The following is a 20,415-nucleotide window of genomic DNA, read 5'->3' as shown; positions in this document are numbered from 1 at the left end:
GGGGATAGGGAACAGAAGAATTGCATCTTTATTTCATAAATTTTCTTGTAGGGTGAGTATCTTATACCAATTTAAAAAAAGAATGCGACAGATGGGTAGGGGCATGGCACCCATAAACTATCGGTTTTCCCGAAATTCTATGGAAGCCGTGCCCGTACCAATAACGTATGTGTTGCAAACATTATTTGAATTGGTATTACCCGCCAATTAGGATGTAGTTCCTGTTCCCTTTTACCAAGCATTCAATTAAGGAAAATACTTCATGGAATTCAGTCTTTTTTACTTTTCTGGTGATGGTTCAACAACCAGAAACGATAAATATCGCTTGTTAATTGAAGGCGCAAAATTTGCCGATCAACATGGATTTTCTGGTATTTGGATTCCCGAACGTCATTTTGATGCCTTTGGTGGACTGTATCCCAATCCATCAGTGTTAGGTGCAGCGATCGCTATGATCACCCAACGCATTCAAATCCGTTCTGGTAGCGTAGTTCTCCCCCTCCAGCATCCACTCCGGGTAGCAGAAGAATGGTCTGTAGTTGATAATTTATCAAACGGTAGAGTGAGTTTATCTTTTGCCCCAGGTTGGCATCCTAATGACTTTGTGCTTTATCCAGAAAATTATGCCAATAACAAAGAAATTATGTGGCGAGATATCCAAACTATACAACAGCTTTGGCAAGGTAAATCTATTACACTCAAAGGCGGAAAAGGCGACTCTGTAGAAATTAAAACCTTTCCCAGAGCATTACAACCACAACTTCCAATTTGGATTACTTCTTTAGCAGATGAAACATTTATTGAAGCGGGCAAAATAGGCGCTAATATTCTGACTTCTCCCCTTTATCAAAGCTTAGAAGATATCTTCCGCAAAATCTCACTCTATCGCCAATCTTTAGCGCAACATGGACACAACCCTCAACAGCATAAAGTAGCTGTGATGATACATACTTTTGTCGGCAAAGATATTAAATTAGTTAAACAAAGAGTTGAAAAACCTTTCAAAAATTACCTCAAAACCCATTTTGACTTGATGGTAAAAACTGCTGGAAATTTAAGATTTTCAGTAGATCCTCAAAAAATGACAGCACAAGATTTAGAAGACTTACTAGAATTTAGCTTTGAATCCTACTTTAACAATAAAGTATTGATGGGAACCCCAGAAATTTGTCAAAAAATGATTGATAGCTTCCAAGCAGCCGGGGTTGATGAAATTGCATCTCTAATCGATTTTGGAGTTGATTTCGACTGGGTAATGGAAAGCCTAGACTATCTCAAAGAAATCAAAAACTCTTACCAAAAAAAGGCAGGAAGCAGAAGCAAAGAAGTGTTAATAAAAAATTTAGTTATTAATTTGTAGATATAGCATTTCCTAATCTACTGAGGTACTTAATACATTGCTAATAAAATTGGGCAAACCCTCTGCGTACCTTTGCGCTTAACTTTGCGCCCCTCTGCGTTAAAAAAAACATTGGTTCTGTACCTCACTTAACTGGGAATCGCTATAATTTATCAGGATACTTAATTCATGAATAACTTTTCTCAACGAATTACTGCACTTTCACCAGAACAGCGTTCCTTACTAGAACTGCGCCTCAAACAGAAGCAGGGAAAAACATCTGTAATTCCCAAAATAATTGCAGATAAAAATCACAATTTAATGGCATCTTTTGCCCAACAAAGAATGTGGTTTCAAGACCAATTAGGGGTCAAAAGTGCCACATCTAACAACATGCCTGTAGCCCTGAAAATCAATGGTTTACTGCAAGTTAAAATCTTAGAACAAAGCATCAGAGAAATCATTCGTCGCCATGCCATCTTGCGTACTACCCTCAAGACTGTCAACAAGCAACTTATTCAGGTGATTGCAGATGATGTCAACTTTACACTACCCTTGATCGATTTGCGATCGCTCCCTAAATCTGAACGAGAGCAAAAAGCGCAGCAATTAGCTATCGAGGAGGCTTGCAAACCCTTTGACTTAGCAGGTAATCTATTTCTGCGTGTCACCCTCATACACCTAGACACCACAGAATACATGATGCTGATGACAATGCATCACATCGTCTCTGATGCTTGGTCTGTGGGTGTATTTTTTCGTGAGTTGAATATTCTATACCAAGCTTTTATCAGTGGTCAGCATTCACCTTTAGCCGAATTACCAATCCAATATGCAGACTTTGCAGTTTGGCAAAGACAAGCTACCCAAGGAACGCAACTGAAAAAAGAAATTGCTTATTGGAAGCAGCAATTACAAGGTGCTGCGACTTTATTGCAATTACCAACCGATAGACTGCGATCGCCAACTCCCTCTTTTGCTGGTAAGATGCAGTCTTTTATATTACCAAAAACCTTGATCGATGCACTCAAGGCTATATCCCAGCAGTCAGAAGCTACCTTATTTATGACGCTACTAACAGCGTTTAAAATTTTACTTTATCGCTACACCAGACACCATGATATCTTAGTTGGTTCACCGAGTGCTAATCGCCATCAACCGGAAACTGAAAATTTAATCGGCTGTTTTATCAACACATTAGTACTGCGTAGTAATTTGTCGGGTAATCCTAGCTTTCGGGAATTATTAAACCAGGTGCGAGAGGTAGTATTAGACGCTTTTTCTCACCAAAATTTACCCTTTGAAAAGCTAGTGGATGAATTACAACTAGGGCGTAACTTAAGCTATTTACCGTTATTTCAAGTGCTATTTGTCATGCAAAATGCCACTTCATCGCGTGACATAGAACTTCCTGGTCTTGATGTCAGTTATTCACTAATTGATAATCAAACAGCCCAGTTTGATATTACACTTCACCTAGTAGAAGAACAATCAGGTTTGATAGGACGAATAGGATATGACACTGAACTATTTGATGACTCTACTATTACTCGCATGATTGGACATTTTCAGACATTGTTAGCTGGAATTGTTGCTAATTCTAATCAAAGAGTATCTCAATTACCTTTATTAACTCCCTCTGAACATCAGCAATTATTAGAGTGGAATAAAACTGATATAGATTTTCCTCAAGAGATTTGTATTCATCAATTATTTACCAATCAGGTAGAGAAGACACCTGATGCGATCGCAGTAGTATTTGAAGACCAAAATCTCACCTATCAAGAACTTAATCAACAAGCTAATCAACTAGCTCATTATCTACAAAAGTTGGGTGTCAAGCCAGAAGTTTTAGTTGGTATTTGTGTAGACCGCTCAATTGCAATGGTTGTGGGAATATTAGGTATTCTCAAAGCAGGTGGAGCTTATGTTCCTCTAGATCCAGCTTATCCTCAACAGCGTATTGCTTCTATATTGTCTGACTCCCAAGTATCAGTGATATTAACTCAGCAGCATTTGCTAGCAGATTTACCTGAGATAAAATCACCTGTAGTTTGCTTGGATAAAGACTGGGAATTAATTTCGCAACAGCACAAACAAAATCCCACCCATGAGATATTAGCTGAAAACTTAGTTTATGTAATCTACACCTCTGGTTCTACCGGAAATCCTAAAGGAGTCATGATTACACATCGAAATTTGGTGAATGCATATCTAGGTTGGGAAGATGCATATCAACTTCGTTCTTTGTGTTCCAGTCATCTACAAATGGCGAGTTTCTCTTTTGATGTTTTTTCAGGAGATATGGTACGTGCGCTTTGTTCTGGAGCCAAGCTAGTTATCTGTAAGCGAGAGTGGCTTTTAGAACCAGAAAAGTTATATAAACTAATGAACAAAGAAAAGATTGATTGTGCAGAGTTTGTACCAGTTGTGCTGAAACATTTGATTCAGTATTTAGAAAAAACAGAGCAAAAACTCGACTTGATGAAATTATTAGCTGTTGGTTCCGATAGTTGGTATGCGGAAGATTATCTAAAAATTAAGCATTTTTTGAGTCCAGAAACTCGTTTAATTAATTCCTATGGCGTGAGTGAAGCCACTATTGACAGTTCATATTTTGAAACAGAACAGGGCAATTTGTTAATTGATGGACTAGTCCCAATTGGTCGTCCATTTCCAAATACTAAATTTTATATTCTGGACGCATATTTACAGCTAGTTCCTATTGGTATTACTGGCGAATTATATATTAGTAGTATTGGTCTAGCTCGTGGTTATTTGAATCAGCCAGAGTTAACTGAACAGAAATTTATCCCCAGCCCCTTTGACAATACAAAATTATATAAAACAGGGGATTTAGCTCGTTATTTAGCAGATGGTAATGTGGAGTTTTTGGGACGTGTTGACCATCAAGTGAAGATTCGTGGTTTCCGCATTGAACTTGGGGAAGTTGAATCTGTATTGACCCAGCATCCTTCTGTTCTTCAATCTGTGGTTTTAGATCAAGAAGACCAATCTGGAAACAAGCGCCTTGTGGCTTATGTAGTAGCTGAAGCAGAACATATTCCTACTACTAGTGACCTGCGCTACTTCATTGAAAAGAAATTGCCCAACTATATGATACCTGCTGTTTTCGTCATGCTGAAAGCTTTACCGCTAAATCCTAACGGTAAAGTAGACCGTCGCGCATTACCTATTCCTGAGACACATAGACCGGAATTATCAGAAACTTTCGTTAAGCCTCGTACTTTTACAGAAAAAATGATTGCGGAGATATTTTCTCAAGTTATTGGGGTTAATCAAGTGGGTATTTATGATGACTTCTTTGAGTTAGGAGGAAATTCTTTATTAGTTATCCAATTAATTACTCAATTGTCTGAAGCTTTGCAAGTAGAGTTAACAATTGTCGATTTATTTGAGGTTCCTACTGTTGCGGGTTTAGCTGAACGGATTGAGAGAATGCAAATTATTGAACAGTTTTCTTTTGCGCTTGTTGAGCAGATAGGCGAACGTGAGGAAATAGAAATATGAAGCCTATTGAAGAATTTTTAGCTGAACTTATTAGCTTGGATATTAAGCTTTTGGCTGATGGCGATATCATCCGTTGCAATGCTCCTAAAGGTGTGATAACGCCAAATATAAAAACTCAAATATTTGAGCGCAAAGCAGAAATTATTCGGTTTTTGAGCAATAAAAATAATATTAAGGAAATTACTATCAATCTATTGGAGGAAGCCGATTTAGACCCAAAAATTTACCCTCAAAATGTAACTGCTTTGACGTTGCAGGTAAATAATTTGCTTTTAACTGGAGTAACGGGATTTTTAGGAGCCTTTTTACTTTATGAACTCCTGCAACGAACTCAATCAGACATTTACTGTTTAGTACGTGCAGAAAGTTCTGATTTAGCAAAAAATACAATTCAAAATCATCTGAAATTTTATCTACTTTGGGATGAGAGTTTTAGTGCCAGAATTATTCCCATAATCGGAGATTTATCACAGCCTTTATTAGGTTTGACTAAAGAGCAATTTCAAAGACTGGCACATCAGATTGATGTTATTTATCATAATGGAGCTTTAGTTAATTCTATCTTGCCATACACTGCTTTTAAGGCAATTAATGTTTTGGGATCTCAAGAAATTCTCAGGTTAGCTAGCCTGGTTAAAGTTAAGCCTGTACATTTTATTTCTACTCTGTCTGTTGTGCAATCTGTTAATTATTCTAAAGATCAGGTAATTCGAGAAGAGAATATTTTAGATTGCTGGGAAAAACTCCATAATGGTTATGCTCAGAGTAAATGGGTAGCTGAAAAGATAATGACAATTGCTCACTCAAGGGGAATTCCTATATCTATTTATAGACCTGGAATGATTACCGGAAGTAGCCAAACAGGAATTTGTAAACATCAGGATTTGCTGAGTACAGTTCTCAAAAGTTTTATCGAACTGGAAAGTGCGCCTGATTTAGATGTGATGTGGGATATTACTCCTGTAGATTATGTGAGTCAGGCGATCGCTCATTTATCTATGCAGCAAGCATCATTAGGAAAAGTCTTTCATTTATGCAATCCCCAGCCACTTTCTATGACTTCCATGATTGACTATATACGCTCATTTGGTTATACAATTACTATGGCTCAATATGACGATTGGAGGGTAAAATTAGTGAATTTTACCCAACATGCTCAAGAAAATACAATCAGGTCACTGCCTTTGATGTTTTTAGAAAGTTTTTCTGAAGAACAATTACAGTTATTGCATCTACAATATGACTGCCAAAATACACTTGATGGGCTTGCAGGTAGTTCGATTAATTGTCCATTACCTAATACTGAATTAATCAATAAATACTTATCTTATTTGAATCTTCGCTAATTAATAGTTCTGATACCTATTTTGTATGAAGATGCACATAATAATACCCCCCTGTAGTCCCGGCGATAGCCGGGGGGTGAATTATATGCAGCTTCACAAAGAAACGGTATGAGATGTTAGGAGTTTAGATCCCCGACTTCTTTAAGAAGTCGGGGATCTTGCAGCCCCAAGATTTATTAAAATAATTTATCAATAAATTCAAGAGATCGAAGAACTCCCATGAGCGATATGGTGCAGGTCAAAAACCTGAGAAAGTATTTTGGCAAAACAGAAGTATTGAGAGGTATTGATTTCTCCGCACCAGCTGGCTCAGTCCTCGGTGTGCTGGGACCGAACGGTGCTGGCAAAACTACAACCATCAATTGCCTAACTACCCTGCTGAAACCAGATGGCGGTAGTGCCACGATCGCAGGTTATGATGTCGTTACTCAACCTGCTGCGGTGCGAGCGTTAATTGGTCTGACGGGTCAGTTTGCGGCTATTGATGAGGAACTGACAGCACGGGAAAACTTGGTATTATTCGGGCGATTGTTACGACTATCTAGCATCAAGGCTGCACGCAGAGCTACAGAATTACTAGAGCAATTCGACTTAACAACAGCTGCTAATTTGCGAGTCAAAAAGTTATCGGGTGGTATGCGACGACGGCTAGATTTGGCAATCAGTATTATAACTGAGCCATTAGTACTGTTCCTAGATGAGCCGACAACTGGTCTTGACCCCTACAGCCGCCGCCAAGTTTGGAATATGGTGAGAGCATTAAAGGCGCAGGGGATGACAATTCTGCTCACTACCCAATATCTAGAGGAAGCAGACGAACTAGCCGACTGGATTGTGGTCATTGATCGCGGAGAGGCGATCGCTCAAGGTACAGTTGATGAACTCAAGAATAGAGTGGGCGAAACTTTCTGCGAGTTACGACTTGCCGATCCTGGTGATGAACAAAAAGTGCGACGCTCATTAGCGGATCTTGGTGAGATTACTGGCAGCACTACGCTAACGCTTCCAGCGACAAAAGGTATAGTCACCTTAGCTGAGGTGATCCGCAGGGTAGAGGCTGTGGGTGTGATTCTCACCGACATTTCTCTGCGCCGTCCCAGTCTTGATGATGTGTTTTTTGCCTTGACTGGTCACACAACTGATACTGATTTGTAATTAACTCTAACCGCAAGAATACAGTCTTTCTCAACTTATCACGTATTAAATTTTACCACAAATTGTCAAATAATTTGATGGACAATAATGACCTATACACAAGAGCGAAAAAGTTAGTAGCAACCCGGCACGAATCAGGCATGAGTCGGGCGTTTGCCGATAGTTTGATTATCGGTCAACGAAACTTGATTTTGTTGACCCGATTTCCCGCAGTTGTCGTATCTGTGGTGCTGATACCCATCATGTTCCTCAGTGGATTTCTGCTAACTTTTGAACGGTTAATGGCGGCTCAAGAAATTAATTATGTCCAGTACTTGGTTCCCATTATCACACTCCAGTCCATGTTTTTTACGGCAATGGGGGCAGCGATTAACCTAGCCACCGATATCAAAGCAGGGATGCTGCAAAGGTGTCGGGCAATGCCAATTTCACGAGTAGCAGCCTTTGGTGGGCTATTAATTGCGTACCTCGTGCGGGCATCAATTAGCTTAACGATTCTGATCTGCTTTGCCCATGTTTATGGCTTCCGTTTTCAGGGTGGTTGGTTCTCGATTGTAGGGTTTATTGCTTTGACGTTGCTGTTCACGACTACGGCGATCGCCGGTTACGCTGCACTGGCGCTGGGACTCCAGGAACCGGATTTAGTCCAATCACTGAGCATTATCCCTTACGCTCCCTTGCTTTTACTCAGCACGGGTTTTAGTCCCGCAGCAAATTTTCCCGATTGGCTACAAGCGATCGTCCGCAATCAACCTGTCAGCCACACTGCCAATGCACTGAGGGCATTAGTTAGTGGGAGTGAGATTTTAGATCCTCTCTATTGGTCTGTTGCTTGGCTACTGGGGTTGTTGGTGGTGTTTGTATTTCTAGCTGTTCATTTTTACCAGAAGGTGTCGCCATGACTTTACCTCGCCCAACTGCGGCTCAGTTAGTATCAACTCACCAAGAAGGTGACTTCATCCGCACGCTGGGGGAAATTACCTTGATTGCTCGCCGTAACTTGCTCCTTGACTGGAGAAATCCATCTGTCATTGTCGGAGCCACTGGATTTCCTGTATTTCTATTGCTGATTTTTACTGCTAGCTTTGCCAAGGTAGTGATGCCCAATGGCACTTATGCTGACTACGCTCAGTTCTTGGTACCGTTAACCATAGTTCAGGGATTGCTTTTTAGTACTATTGATACTGGTACTGCACTGTATAATGACCTCAATAGCGGCATGGATACTCGACTACGTACCTTACCCATTGCCCGGTCTGCGGTGCTAGCTGGACGAATTTTCAGTAGTGCTGGTCGTTTATTAATACAGGTAGTGATTATAACACTGGTAGGATATCTGCTGGGCTTTCGGTTCCAAACTAGTTACCTGGCTATTGTGCCGTTCCTAATTTTACCTGTGATTTTTACTTCGTCCTTTGCTTGGCTGGCAGTATTTTTCGCTGTTAAATTCAAAACACCAGAGTCAGTGCAAGCAGCAATGATCCCGTGGCTCTTACCACTCACATTTTTGAGCATTGGGTATGTGCCCCAAGAGAGTTTCCCTGACTGGCTTCAGGGCTTTGTCGAACTCAACCCGGTTTCTGTGGTGGCTCAAGCACTTCGTGGTTTGTCTACTGGTGGTTCAGTCGCAGGTTCAGCGATCGCTACTTTACTTTGGAGCTTTGCCCTAACATTAGTATTCAGCACCTTGGCAACACGCGCTTATTCAAAATAAGTAATTCTGATATTTTAAAAAAGATAATGGGCAAGAGGCTGATGCCAATTACCCATTACCAAATTCCCAGATTGTCAAGATATGGAGCGGAATTAATTTTAGATATCTAAATCCGTCAAGTTAAGTTTAGATCCATAGGTTTCGATGAATTCACGTCTTGGTGCGACACGATCGCCCATTAAAATGGTGAAAATGCGATCGGCTTCGGCGGCATCTTCAATTTCTACTTGCTTCATTTTGCGGGATTCTGGGTTCATTGTGGTGTCCCAGAGTTGGGCTGGCATCATTTCACCCAAACCTTTGAAACGTTGGATGTTATAGTTGGCGTTGCTAGGAAATGTGGCAATGTGCTGTTGCAATTCGCGTTCACTATAGCAGTACTCATGATTGCGTCCCCGTTCTACTTTAAATAGTGGCGGACAAGCAATATATATGAAACCCTGTTCAATTAGTGCGCGTTGATAACGATAGAAGAATGTTAACAGAAGTGTGCGGATGTGCGCCCCATCTACGTCAGCATCTGTCATGATGACAATGCGATGATAGCGTAATTGGGTGGAATCAAATTCTTCACCTTTCACACCCAAACCCAAGGCGGTAATTAACGATTGAACTTCGTTATTTTTATAAATTTTGGCATCGTCAGTTTTCTCAATATTGAGGATTTTCCCACGTAGAGGTAGGATAGCTTGGGTACGGCGATCGCGTCCTTGTTTGGCACTTCCACCCGCTGAATCGCCTTCGACGATGAATATCTCTGATTCGCTGGGGTCACGAGAACTACAGTCAGCAAGCTTACCAGGTAATGGGGAAGATTCCAATACTGATTTGCGCCGGACTAATTCCCGCGCATGACGGGCGGCTTCTGCAGCTTTAAAGGCTTGGATGGCTTTATCTAAAATTGAGTCGGCGACACCTGGATGAAATTCTAGGTACTCGGTGAGGACTTCACCTACCAAAGAATCAACAATTCCTCGGACTTCTGTATTCCCCAACTTGGTTTTGGTTTGTCCTTCAAATTCCGGATCGGGAACTTTGACGGAAATGACTGCTGTTAAACCTTCGCGGACATGTTCACCACTGAGGTTAGGTTCATTCTCTTTAATTTTATTGCGTTTGCGGGCGATCGCATTTAATGTCCGAGTCAGCACCGCCTTCAAACCTTCTAAGTGCGTACCGCCATCAACTGTACGAATATTATTGGCAAAACCCAGTACATTGTCTGTATAGGCATCAGTACACCACTGTAATGAAACTTCTATTTGAACGTTGTTGCGTTCCCCTTGTACATAGATAATTTCTTCATGTAGGGGCTGCTTCTCGCGGTTCATGTAAGCAATATATTCTTTAATACCACCTCTGTATTCATAAGTTTCTACCTTGGCTGTATCGCTTTTTAGCAGTTCCAGCCGATGGTCAGTAAAAGTAATTTTGACACCCGCATTCAAATAGGCCAACTCCCGTAAGCGACCTGATAAAGTGATGTAATCAAACTCAATGCCAGTGCTGAAGATTTGCGTATCTGGCTTAAAAGTAGTAGAAGTTCCGGTTCTGGCTTCTTTGTAAGGCTTGGCTTGGAGTTCGGTAACTGGGACACCCCGTTCATAGCGTTGAAGATGAACTTTTTTATCCCGCCAAACTGTCACCTCAACAAACTCAGACAGGGCGTTAACGACAGAAATCCCTACCCCGTGCAATCCTCCAGAAACTTTGTAGCCACCGCCGCCAAACTTACCACCAGCGTGCAGTACGGTCAACACCGTTTCCAAAGCCGATTTCCCTGTTTTTGGGTGAATATCAGTAGGAATGCCCCGACCATCGTCTGTTACAGTTACAGAACCATCGGCATTGAGATCCACTTCGACGTGAGTACAGTAACCTGCCAAAGCCTCATCAACAGAGTTATCCACTACCTCGTAAACTAAATGGTGGAGTCCCCGCGGGCCTGTAGTACCGATGTACATTCCTGGTCGTTTGCGGACGGCTTCCAGACCTTCCAGAACTTGAATCTGATCGGCACTGTAACTGCTCGTCATGAAATTTCTCCTGATTGTGGGGTTGAACTCGCCCAAAGGACAAAAAAAGTAAAATCACTCCAAAATTCTAACACAAAAGCCTTAGTAGCGTCTGTAGAGCGATTTGCTGAGAAGTTTATACAGGGGTTGCAACCCCGTATGATGTAGGGAGTAAGCCGAGTGGGGAATATAGGGACAATGAGGAGGACGAAGGAGAAAAACTGATCATTCCTGACTCTTGACTCCTGACTCCTGACTCCTGACTCCTAACTCCTAACTCTTAACTCTTAACTAATGACTAAATTGATTGTAATTTGTGGTGCAACGGCGACAGGTAAATCAGGATTGGGATTGGGTTTAGCTATGCGGTTGGGTTCTGTGATTCTCAGTGCAGATTCCCGCCAAGTCTACCGTGAGTTTGATATTGGCACAGCCAAACCAACTCTGGCAGAACAAAAATTAGTGCCACACTATTTAATAGATATCTGCGCTCCGACAAACATGATGACGGTAGCAGATTATCAAGGGCAAGCGCAAGCCTTGATCAATTCTGCTTCTCTTACCTTCTCCCCTTCTACACCTCTTTTAATGGTTGGAGGAACTGGTTTATACATCCGTTCTATTGTCCAAGGGCTAAAGATTCCTCAGGTATCGCCACAACCAGAATTGCGATCGCAACTAGAATCTTTTGGACAGATCCAACTTTACGCTATGTTACAACAAGTTGATCCTGTTGTTGCCCAAAAAATTCATCCCCATGACTTAGTCCGGACTCTTAGAGCCTTAGAGGTGTATTATGTCACTGGTGTTCCCATTTCTGAGCAGCAAGGAGAGAATCCACCGGATTATCCGATTTTGCAAATTGGGTTAGATTGTGATGTTGCGCTACTAGATAACCGCATTCATCAACGTACTGAGCAGATGATAGCAGATGGGTTAGTGGCTGAGGTGGAGTATCTATGTCAAAAATATGGCGCTGACTTGTCTTTATTGAATACCTTGGGTTATCAAGAAATCAAGCAATATTTGGCCGGAGAAATCTCTTTAGACGCAGCGAAGGAATTAATAGTTTTACATACACGACAATTTGCCAAGCGACAACGCACTTGGTTTCGTGCATATCCCAAAATAGAGTGGTTTGATGCAAATGATCCTAATTTATTAGATAATGTTTGGCAGCGTACACAGAGATTCATATCTTAACATTAGTATTTCATAATATATGAGCTATAAAATTACTATCTTGCTATATTCTTCGTTCTTATTCAATATTTTGTCGCTAGCATTAGTAACTTTATTAATTGCTAGACGTTACGGCTTAGTATATAAAATTAAAAAAAAATTACTCGTCAAGCTTAAAAAAGCTCACAATAATTACTCAGCTTATTATTTACATAAAACAAGCCAGTTTGAAATACTGCCAAAAACCGAAGATGCAGTAATATTTCTGGGAGATAGTATAACTGATGAAGCTGAATGGACAGAGTTGCTAGATAAGCCCAATATAAAAAATCGTGGCATTTCTGGTGATACAACAGATGGAATATTAAATCGTCTTGATGAAATAGTCAAATCTCAACCCCAAAAAATCTTTATCATGATTGGTATCAATGACTTGATGAGTCATAAATCCGTAACCCGGATTTTGGCAGATTACAAGTATATTTTAAGTGACTTCCAAAATCAAATCCCCAACACAGAAGTATTTATTCAAAGTGTCTTACCTGTGAATAACAAAATTACCCGTTATTGGCAAAACAATAACAATATATTAAAACTCAACCTGGGATTGCAAGAGTTAGGTAAAGAATTTAAGAATCAATATATAAATGTGTTTTCTCATTTATCTGATTCTGAAAATCAATTAGATACCCAATATACCCTGGATGGTCTACATTTAAATGGTCAAGGCTATTTGGCATGGAAAAAAGTTATTGAAAAACATGTGATGTAAAAATTCAGTTAAAAATAGCCTGTAGGATGGAATATCGCACAGGCTCCAATAAATTCTCAATAATATTTGACCAATTACAGATTATCTGGATCTATCCCCATAGCTCGCAATCTTTCTGCTAGTAATTGGGCACGTTTCTCTGCTTGTTCAGCACGTTGTCGTTCTTGTTCAGCACGTTGTCGTTCTTGTTCAGCATGTTCATCACCAGTCAGCAAAATATTACCATCTTGATTGCACCAGCGTAACCAAACATCTTGCCTACCTTCAAATTCACCTGTCCACAGAGTTACGCCTAAAGCAACTTGTTCTAACCAAGTTTCTACAGTCTCAGTGTAGCGTCTTCCCCTAAGTTCATAAACACGGAGTATTTTTTCTCCTAATTGCTGATTTGGGTCATATACGATGTAGTAACTCGCCCGCATTTGTTCATAAATTTGTAGTTTTTTGCCCAGTTCTTCACCTTCTTTATTGGAGACAATTTCCATCACAACTTCTGGTGTTTTGCCAAAACGCCAAACCATATAACAACGATTTTGTTTCTCCCACCAATTTTCAGGCGCTTGGACATCCAAACTGAGAAAAACATCGGGTACAATGGGGGGCTGAAGGTCTGTGTAGTAAATGCCCACATTAGCTTCAGCTAAAAGAGTCTGGCTTTGTAGAGAACTGTAAAGAGAACTCACTAAAAGGCGTTGTTGTTTAGCAGATGCAAAATTGTCCACAGGTGTATCATCTTCGGTGACTAGCTGGTTGGCATCTGGCACGTAGTAATCATCATCATTGATTAGAACTTGCTGAACCATGATTTTATCCGATATTTGAGAGCCTTATTTATAGCTTAGTTGATCGCATAAGGAAGAGTGAAAGCAGTCTTTTTATTGTGTATCTAAGACTTTAGTTATCAGTAGACATCTCCGGAAATTAATTCTACATTGCCCAAAACCCTTGTAGAGACGCGAAATTGGACTGGGCTGCGCTAACGCGTCTCTACATTCTTTTTCGGAGATGTCTAGTATAGTTATTAGGACTAGCCCTTTCAAGGTGACAAACGAAGATACGTTGCTTTAGTGTGATCATCCTAAGTTATCCGCTCAGATTTTGGGATTTTTAAAGGTTGAAATAACCAATTTTCGTTCCGAATTTCACCACCTTGAAAGGGCTAGTCCTAGTTATGTCTTAATCTGTGTTACACCTTGCTGAGATGCTCTTGAGTACACACCATAAATAAATGCAGCCAGTGCGATCGCACTCTTCTAACTCCTGCCACAATATTTATACAAGCTATAGCGTGCATCCCACCTTCATCAAAAACCACCCATGCTCACCCAAGATAAACAACAACGTAACTGGAAACCCATCATCAAACAATTTGAGGCTGTTCTGGGCAAAAATGGCGTAGTTCAACGCCGGGAGGAACTCATTACCTATGAATGCGATGGGTTATCTTGCTATCGCCAACGTCCGGCGCTGGTGGTTTTACCCAGGACGACAGAACAAGTTGCAGCAGCGGTGAAGATATGCAACGAATACTCTATTCCCTTCATCGCCCGCGGTTCTGGTACTGGTTTATCTGGTGGTGCTTTACCGTTGGTAGATTCGGTTTTAATAGTCACGTCTTTGATGCGGCAAATACTTAGCATAGATTTAGATAATCAACGCGCCATCGTCCAACCTGGAGTAATTAACAGTTGGGTTACGCAAGCAGTAAGTGGTGCTGGTTTTTACTACGCTCCCGACCCTTCTAGCCAAATTATCTGCTCGATTGGGGGTAATATTGCTGAAAATTCTGGTGGAGTGCATTGTCTAAAATACGGAGTCACCACCAACCACGTTTTGGGATTAAAAATTGTCACGGCTGAGGGTGAAATTGTCGATTTGGGAGGACAAATTCCGGAAATGCCTGGTTATGATTTAACAGGCGTATTTGTCGGTTCAGAAGGTACTTTGGGTATAGCCACAGAAATTACTCTCAAAATTCTTAAAAGTGCAGAGTCAATTTGTGTATTATTGGCAGATTTCACCAGCGTTGAAGACGCAGGCGCCAGCGTTTCTGACATCATCAGCGCCGGGATTATTCCTGGTGGGATGGAAATGATGGATAATTTCAGCATCAATGCTGTGGAAGATGTTGTAGCCACGAATTGTTACCCTCGTGATGCCACTGCTATTCTGTTAGTAGAAATTGACGGTTTGGAGATTGAAGTAGCAGAAAATAAACAGCGTGTTGCAGAAATTTGTCTTCAGAATGGTGCGCGCAATATTACTACAGCGAGTGATTTAGAAACGCGATTAAAATTGTGGAAAGGACGGAAAGCCGCTTTTGCAGCTGCCGGACATTTAAGCCCAGATTATTATGTCCAAGATGGTGTAATTCCCCGCACTCAGTTACCCTATGTGCTGCGAGAAATTGAGGTGCTAAGTCAAAAATTTGGATATCCAGTTGCTAATGTATTTCATGCCGGTGATGGTAATCTCCATCCCCTAATTCTTTATGATAATTCTGTACCTGGAGCATTAGACAAAGTAGAAGAATTAGGAGGAGAAATTCTCAAACTATGTGTAAAAGTTGGTGGGAGCATTTCTGGTGAACATGGTATCGGTGCTGATAAAAAATGTTATATGCCAGAGATGTTTAGTGAAGCTGATTTAGAAACTATGCAATGGGTACGGCAAGTTTTTAATCCCCAAGGTTTAGCAAATCCTGGAAAGATATTTCCTACACCGCGCACTTGTGGTGAAGCGGCGAATTCTGCAAGTTTTAAGCAGTTTGAAGGGGTAGAAAAGTTTTAACGCAGAGTTTTCATAAATTCAATCAGCAACACTACTAGTCTATCGCATTAATTTTGCTGCTTATAGGTTTTGGTAGGGTGGGCAATGCCCACCAACATTATGATACGGTGGGCATTGCCCACCCTACAGATAAATAATCAAATCGGATTTCTATATGAACCTCTCAAAACTTTTGCGATAGACCACTATTTTTTTACATTTTGGTGCAATATCATAATATCCATACAAAATCCGGAGGAATAAAATTTATTTTGTAGTTATATGTATCCCTTCATAAAGAAGTCAAACCCACAGATGAATCGGTTTGCTCGCCGTTGTTTTTGTTACTTGCTATGTTTGGAATTAATACTATGCTTAGTAGCATTTTCGCTTCCTTCTCGTTCCGCTTATTACCAAAAAGCAAGTCCTCCAACCACAACAGAAATCCGTGGAGTTTGGCTAACTAATGTTGCTAGTGGTGTATTCTTTGTACCCTGGGGTATTAACCGTGCTTTAAACCAACTATCAGCACTTAATTTTAATACGATTTATCCTGTGGTTTGGAATAGGGGATACACTTTTTATAAAAGTGCTGTAGCTAAAAATGCTACAGGCTCTGATGCTCAACCTTTACTCAAATTCATGCATGGTGGACAGGATGTTTTAGCAAAGTTGATTAAACTTGCTAAACCTCAAGGGTTAAGTATCATTCCTTGGTTTGAATACGGTTTTATGACGCCGTCTAATTCAGAATTAGCAAGGCGGTATCCGGACTGGTTGACAATTGGGCAAGAAGGGATAAACTCTATCAAGGAAACACCACCGGAGGAAATCAACAATAACTTTGTTGGTAAGATAGCTTGGCTCAATCCTTTGCATCCCCAAGTTCAGGAGTTTATCAAAGGATTAATTGTGGAAGTCGTGAGCAATTATGATGTGAATGGTATTCAGTTAGATGACCATTTTGGAATGCCAGTACAGTTTGGTTATGATCCTTTAACTATCCAACTTTACCAACAAGAACATAACGGCAAACGTCCGCCAAAAAACTTTTTTGACTCAGAGTGGATGCGTTGGCGAGCTAACAAAATTACTGACTTCATGGCAGTAATTTATCAAGCAGTGAAAACAGTTAAACCATACGTCAAAATTTCTCTTTCTCCTAATTCTCAAGCTTTTGCCTATAAATATTATTTGCAAAATTGGGAAGATTGGATAAAAAAAGGTTTGGTGGATGAGTTGATTTTGCAAGTATATCGAGATGACAAAAAAAGTTTTATTAATGAATTAGCACAGCCATCTGTAGAATTTGCTCGTAGTCAAATTCCTGTGGGTGTGGGCATATCTACAGGAACTTTAAGTGATCCTGTAGAAATTGCACAAATTATAGAACAGGTTGAGGTAGTGCGCGATCGCAAGTTTCCGGGTATTTCCTTTTTCTACTGGGAAAGCTTGTGGGGTTACATCTCGCCTGAATCACCTCAACAGCGGCGCAGGGCTTTTCTGGAAATGTTTTATACCAAAGCTGCAAGACCACAACCACCAAAGAAAAGTTGATAGAATTAGTGCCTGCTAAGACTGAATTGAGTTTTACATTACAGTGGATTGTCGCTACTTTTAGTGGTTTTTTGCTGAGTTTATTATTAATTGAAATTGGTGAAAAGTCGGATATTGGAGTACTACAAGCCATTATTGGTGGATTAACAGTTGCAATTTCTCAAAGCTTAATTCTGAGACAGCCTATGCTCTCACTGAAGTGGGTGTTATCCACTATTTTGGGTTGGGTTGTGATTACAGCTATGGGTGTTGGTGCAGTCGGTTGGATTGTACCTACAACTCAGCAACTTCCTACAAGAATCCTCTCTGGGCTGATTTATGGTACTATCGGCGGCTTTGGAATTGGATTTGCTCAATGGTTAGCAATTTACCAACCAGTCCCCTTAGCTTGGCGCTGGATATTCATCACTGCAGCAAGTTGGGCAGTAGCTATACCCATCGGTTCTGCTGTTGGGGTCATCTTACGCCAATTCACGCAATTATTCTTAGGCGAAGTTGTGGGATTAGCCATCACTTGGCTTTTGGTTGCTGTCCTCACCGGCATCAATGCTTACAAAATATTGTTTAAGTAGGTCAACAGTCAACAGTCAACAGTCAAGGATTATTCCCCCATTCCCCTTTGATCCACAGGCTGGTAATGTTTTACCTTAGGGAGATGCATATCTTTCTCGAAATACTAAATAATAAAAGTGTTAATAATTGTCACGGATATTTAATAAATCGCTTGATTTGGCTTAACAGGTGTGCAACAATTCTAAGAAATTATTAACAATAAAGTCTACTAACCTGCCCATGCATTTTCGTCTTCAAAGAGCAGGATTTGTTAAGCTTACTTTTATGAGCTTTCCGAGATTTCTGATCAGAAGTAGAGAAAGACACAAACTATCGATGAACAAGGGCTGACAATCCTTTGCTTTAGGCGCTAAAAAGAATTTTTACCAGCGTTATCAATAGAGAGCGCCTAGATGAGTCAGTATAACCAGACAGGGACTCTCGCATGAATATCAATCAATCGGAATCAACCATAGAGTTGACAAATCTATCACCTCCATATTTTCTCTTCGGCACAGACATAGAGGAAAAGAGTAGTGGTGAGCAGTTTTTACTGAGCATCTATGATTCTGTGCAGGCATCGATTTTTGTCGTCGATGTTCTGGAGGATGGGGATTTTTGCTACGTGGCGCTCAACCCAACTCATGAGCGGTGGCTAGGTATCCGCTCAGAGGATCTCAGAGGCAAAAAACCAGAAGATATCCTTTCTCCAGTTGATGCTATCAGAGTACGTCAGCACTATACTGACTGCGTGCTGTTTGGCAAAACTATTTCCTATGAACAATGCTTGCAATTCCAGGGGGTTCCGACTTGGTGGAGTACAACTTTGACACCGCTACGAGATGGTAACTCGAGAATTTACCGATTGATTGGTACGAGTACTAAAATCACTCCAGCTAAACAGATAGAACAGTGTGGGGGATTTCCGGCAGAACGGGAGCGATTATTAGCAGAGCTACAACAGCAGATACATTATCTGCAAACTCAGCTACAGTCACAGATGCAGCAGCATACAGCCCAATTGCAGCAGACACGCAACTTTCAAGCCTTGGTGCGACGTGTGACGGAACAAATCCGCGACAATGTGGATGAAACCCAGATATTGCAAACAGTCACCCAAGAATTGGCAGATGTATTGCAACTTGAGCGCTGCCAAATCGAATTTTATAGCCCTTGTCATACTCTGGTGACAGTTGCTTACGAGTCGGCAGCCACTCTACCCTTTTGTCAGGGATTAACTAGACAGATTGCAGACTTTCCGGCAGTTTATCCGCAACTGTTGCAAAAACAAGCCGTGCAAAGCGTAGAAATTGTTCAGGCATGGCATCCAAAGTTACTGGTTGTCACCCAGATGGCTTGTCCGATTTTCGATACTCAAGGGATGATTGGTAATTTTTGGCTAATCAGACCAACACAAGAGGCTTTTGATGAATTTGAGATAGACTTAGTGCAACAGATAGCTAGTCAATGTGCGATCGCTATTCGCCGCGCTAAACTTTACGAAATAACAGAGAGCCAGGTTAGAGAACTAGAAAAAATTGAACACATCAAAAACGAATTTCTTCGCACCCTTTCCCATGAACTGCGGACACCCATAACTAACATTAGCCTTGCCGCTCAAACTCTGGAAAGTGTGCTGACACCAGACAGAGTCTTAGATCCAGAACTAGTTCCACAACTTTTGCAGATTCTGCACAATGAGTGTAGTAGAGGGAGTAAATTAATTAACGATCTACTCACACTCACATATCTAGAAGTCAAGCCAGATCCCCAAACTTTGATCGCCATTGACTTACAAACCTGGCTACCCCCCATCATCGAATCTTTTCGCGAACTCACTGCCTGTCAGCGACAACAATTAAACCTAACTATTGAAACTGCCCTCCCGCCTTTAGAGACAGATATCACAGAGTTAGAGCGAATTTTTACTGAATTGTTGAGCCATGTCTGCAAATATACCCCTGCAGGCGAAGCCATCACAGTTTCTGCTCATCTGACGGTGGATACAGTGCAAATTAGTTTCCACAATTCTGGGTTAGAAATTCCTACCGATCAACTCTCAAGGATTTTCGAGCCGTTCTATCGCCTATCCAAAAATGACCCCTGGAAATATAGTGGTACCGGACTGGAGCTATCATTAGTGCAGAAAATGGTGAGACATTTGGGTGGCAGAATTCATGTAGAGAGTGCAGCTGGTCAAACCACTTTTATAGTAGAGTTTCCTCTTTAATTTTTAAGCTGCCCACTAGCAAATTTGTCAGAAGTTTGCTAAGATAGGTGCTTATATGGGTGACTAGCTCAATGGCAGAGCATCGGACTCTTAATCCGTTGGTTCTGAGTTCGAATCTCAGGTCACCCACTCAAATCCAGAATTTTTACGCTATCTTAACTTGAATTCCTCATACCAATTTAATTAATAATGGTGACACATTTATTGTCGTCAAGGGCAAGGGAAAATGCCTCCAGCACAGAGCTGCCGTGGA

General features: G+C 40.9%; 15 protein-coding genes and 1 tRNA gene. 13 read left to right on the top strand and 3 right to left on the bottom strand.

Annotated elements, in window-relative coordinates; all coding sequences use genetic code 11:
- Positions 1 to 262 precede the first annotated feature (262 nt).
- The 6 genes from CAL7507_RS13285 to CAL7507_RS13260 all read left to right on the top strand — a co-directional run bounded on the left by CAL7507_RS13285 (position 263) and on the right by CAL7507_RS13260 (position 9,085).
- Positions 263 to 1,360: an LLM class flavin-dependent oxidoreductase gene (locus tag CAL7507_RS13285; protein WP_015128986.1), complete on the top strand. Its 1,098-nt coding sequence runs from the start codon at positions 263 to 265 to the stop codon at positions 1,358 to 1,360.
- Between the two features lie 168 nt (positions 1,361 to 1,528).
- Positions 1,529 to 4,870 (top strand): non-ribosomal peptide synthetase, encoded by a 3,342-nt coding sequence (locus tag CAL7507_RS13280; RefSeq protein ID WP_015128985.1) that lies wholly within the window; start codon positions 1,529 to 1,531, stop codon positions 4,868 to 4,870.
- Entirely contained in the window at positions 4,867 to 6,216 is a 1,350-nt protein-coding gene (locus CAL7507_RS13275; RefSeq protein ID WP_015128984.1) for a thioester reductase domain-containing protein, read from the top strand. The genes CAL7507_RS13280 and CAL7507_RS13275 overlap by 4 nt, the downstream gene beginning before the upstream one ends.
- 219 nt (positions 6,217 to 6,435) lie before the next feature.
- Complete coding sequence (locus tag CAL7507_RS13270) at positions 6,436 to 7,371, top strand: daunorubicin resistance protein DrrA family ABC transporter ATP-binding protein (RefSeq protein ID WP_015128983.1); 936 nt, start codon at positions 6,436 to 6,438, stop codon at positions 7,369 to 7,371.
- 77 nt (positions 7,372 to 7,448) lie between these two features.
- A complete protein-coding gene (locus tag CAL7507_RS13265; RefSeq protein WP_015128982.1) occupies positions 7,449 to 8,273 on the top strand; it encodes an ABC transporter permease in 825 nt (274 codons plus the stop codon).
- On the top strand, positions 8,270 to 9,085 hold the full coding sequence (locus CAL7507_RS13260; protein WP_015128981.1) for an ABC transporter permease: 816 nt from the start codon (positions 8,270 to 8,272) through the stop codon (positions 9,083 to 9,085). The genes CAL7507_RS13265 and CAL7507_RS13260 overlap by 4 nt, the downstream gene beginning before the upstream one ends.
- 98 nt (positions 9,086 to 9,183) lie before the next feature.
- On the opposite strand, the gene gyrB is transcribed toward CAL7507_RS13260, so the two are convergent.
- Complete coding sequence (gene gyrB, locus CAL7507_RS13255) at positions 9,184 to 11,121, bottom strand: DNA topoisomerase (ATP-hydrolyzing) subunit B (protein WP_015128980.1); 1,938 nt, start codon at positions 11,119 to 11,121, stop codon at positions 9,184 to 9,186.
- Between the two features lie 273 nt (positions 11,122 to 11,394).
- On the opposite strand from gyrB, the gene miaA reads away from it, so the two are divergent.
- A complete protein-coding gene (miaA, locus tag CAL7507_RS13250) occupies positions 11,395 to 12,303 on the top strand; it encodes a tRNA (adenosine(37)-N6)-dimethylallyltransferase MiaA (protein WP_015128979.1) in 909 nt (302 codons plus the stop codon).
- Positions 12,304 to 12,322: 19 nt separating this feature from the next.
- A complete protein-coding gene (locus CAL7507_RS13245) occupies positions 12,323 to 13,054 on the top strand; it encodes a GDSL-type esterase/lipase family protein (RefSeq protein WP_015128978.1) in 732 nt (243 codons plus the stop codon).
- A 74-nt stretch (positions 13,055 to 13,128) separates the two neighbouring features.
- On the opposite strand, the gene CAL7507_RS13240 is transcribed toward CAL7507_RS13245, so the two are convergent.
- Both CAL7507_RS13240 and CAL7507_RS33410 read right to left on the bottom strand, forming a co-directional pair.
- A complete protein-coding gene (locus CAL7507_RS13240; RefSeq protein ID WP_015128977.1) occupies positions 13,129 to 13,857 on the bottom strand; it encodes a Uma2 family endonuclease in 729 nt (242 codons plus the stop codon).
- Between the two features lie 383 nt (positions 13,858 to 14,240).
- Entirely contained in the window at positions 14,241 to 14,369 is a 129-nt protein-coding gene (locus tag CAL7507_RS33410; protein WP_255348338.1) for a hypothetical protein, read from the bottom strand.
- A gap of 2 nt (positions 14,370 to 14,371) precedes the next feature.
- On the opposite strand from CAL7507_RS33410, the gene glcD reads away from it, so the two are divergent.
- The 5 genes from glcD (at position 14,372) to CAL7507_RS13215 (ending at position 20,291) form a co-directional block, all read left to right on the top strand.
- Entirely contained in the window at positions 14,372 to 15,844 is a 1,473-nt protein-coding gene (gene glcD, locus CAL7507_RS13235) for a glycolate oxidase subunit GlcD (RefSeq protein ID WP_015128976.1), read from the top strand.
- Between the two features lie 294 nt (positions 15,845 to 16,138).
- Complete coding sequence (locus CAL7507_RS13230; protein WP_015128975.1) at positions 16,139 to 17,380, top strand: glycoside hydrolase family 10 protein; 1,242 nt, start codon at positions 16,139 to 16,141, stop codon at positions 17,378 to 17,380.
- Positions 17,381 to 17,388: 8 nt separating this feature from the next.
- Positions 17,389 to 17,952 (top strand): hypothetical protein, encoded by a 564-nt coding sequence (locus tag CAL7507_RS13225; RefSeq protein WP_015128974.1) that lies wholly within the window; start codon positions 17,389 to 17,391, stop codon positions 17,950 to 17,952.
- Positions 17,953 to 18,377: 425 nt separating this feature from the next.
- Positions 18,378 to 20,162: an ATP-binding protein gene (locus tag CAL7507_RS13220; RefSeq protein ID WP_015128973.1), complete on the top strand. Its 1,785-nt coding sequence runs from the start codon at positions 18,378 to 18,380 to the stop codon at positions 20,160 to 20,162.
- 57 nt (positions 20,163 to 20,219) lie between these two features.
- Positions 20,220 to 20,291: transfer RNA gene (locus tag CAL7507_RS13215), tRNA-Lys, on the top strand.
- The last annotated feature ends 124 nt before the right edge of the window (positions 20,292 to 20,415 follow it).

The organism is Calothrix sp. PCC 7507, assembly GCF_000316575.1.
Lineage (GTDB): Bacteria > Cyanobacteriota > Cyanobacteriia > Cyanobacteriales > Nostocaceae > Fortiea.
Note: the sequence above shows the minus strand (reverse complement) of the source record. Positions and strands in the feature narration are given on the sequence as shown.